2 protein-coding genes are annotated in these 1,514 nt (G+C 64.9%); one reads left to right on the forward strand and one right to left on the reverse strand.

The genetic code is table 11. The features are described 5' to 3' along the window. Positions 1-565 (forward strand): hypothetical protein (locus tag EOA78_RS35450; RefSeq protein ID WP_127320348.1); only part of this gene is annotated, 565 nt, incomplete at its 5' end. A 152-nt stretch (positions 566-717) separates the two neighbouring features. Here the strand turns inward: EOA78_RS35450 and EOA78_RS35455 are convergent. Continuing rightward, positions 718-1,092, reverse strand: a complete 375-nt coding sequence (locus tag EOA78_RS35455) for a GNAT family N-acetyltransferase (RefSeq protein WP_164784118.1) — start codon at positions 1,090-1,092, stop codon at positions 718-720. Between the last annotated feature and the right edge of the window lie 422 nt (positions 1,093-1,514).

Consider the following 1,514-nt stretch of genomic DNA (forward strand, 5'->3'; position numbering starts at 1 on the left):
CCGCCAGCCCGCTCGCGTTGTCCCGCTTCGCAAGGGCACCACCCTGGAAATGGTCCGGCTCTGTTGCCCCGACGCCAGTCAGGCCAGTCTCATCTCCGAAAGCTTCGGCCTCGCCGTTCTCGACAGCGACGGCATCCGCGATCTCCACGAGAAGCTCATCGTCGAGACAGCCGATGCCCTCAATGAGGGTCTTGGCGAGCGGGCGATGCGGATCCACCTGCAGCGCATCGTCGGCGCCTATGTCGGCTCCGCCCACGGCGCCGGCCAGTTCTACAGCCGCGCGGTCACGGAGGCTCGCGACGCCACCGCCAAGGCCGCCAACGACACCCGCGACGAGGACCTTGACGGCCCGGTCGGCTTCGACAGCGCCGCCCAGCGCAAGCGCGAGTTCGCTGCCGACATGGCGCTCCAGTCCCACGCGTTGCGCATGGCGGCCGAGGGCGCCGTCGCCGCCTACGAGCAGGTTGTCGGCGAGCGCTGGAAGCCTTTCGAGCGCCCCGTCGAGAACCCCGGCCAGAGCGTCGACCGCAAGGCGGCCGAAACGCAGCTGGCGGCCCTCGGGTAGGCCGCTCACGGGCGAGGCTGCGGCCTCGCCCGATCTGTTCTCGTCGAGGACAATCCAGCACGGCGGCGTCAGGCCGATGCGCCTGCACGCGGTTTTTTCGAGGATTGCCACCGCCGGGTGACCGGAAACCGCGAGCGGCACGTGGGGACCGTCTAGATCAGGCTTTTCGAAAAGCGCAAGCCATTATGTTCGTACCCGAGCCGTGCATACAAACGATGAGCGTCCTCGCGACGGATACTGGGCTTGACGGTCACGTATCTGGCGCCGCTTCCACGAAGCCAGCTTTCACCACGCTCCACCAACAAGGCGCCAATCCCTTGTCCTCGAAAGTCCGAAGAAACAATGAGTGCAACGATCGCCCCTTGCGGGTCGCTTTGGTAAAGCGATGGGGAGATCGAAACACCTATCATCCCGGCGACGACGCCATTTTCATCAGCCACGAATATGGCGTGATCTGTCCGGCTGCCGATGAGCGACACCCGTGACATCATCTCTTCTGTCGAGGTCGGATAGCCGAGTTCGGTCATGAGATGCGCTAGGGACGGGATGTCAGCGGAGTGCGCGTTTCTGATCTCCATCCCGTCTTGCCTAATTTGCTTTGCCGGCATTGCACCGCGTTAAGGGATGGATGTGACGCTGGCGCGACATACTTCCTGAGCCGCGGCGAATTCGTCGTCGGACGGTTCCTTCAGGCGCTGCAGGGCGCCCGGCGAGCTCCACGGGTTTCGACGCGAACAGATCGTGGCAATCGCCGGGCTCACATTGCGCCGCGTTCCAATCCCGCTCTCCCGGGATGGCTTCCTGGTCCGGCTCCGGATCATCCACGATCAACCCATAAAGGGTCCGCTACGCGAGCGTGCGGCCGCTTGGCTAAAGCCTGCGCGGTGATCGCGCCCGGAGCCGGACACTGACGGAGCCATCGAGCGGGAATTGGCCCGCTCCACAGATG

The organism is Mesorhizobium sp. M5C.F.Cr.IN.023.01.1.1 (assembly GCF_003997585.1).
Classification (GTDB): Bacteria; Pseudomonadota; Alphaproteobacteria; order Rhizobiales; family Rhizobiaceae; genus Mesorhizobium; species Mesorhizobium wenxiniae.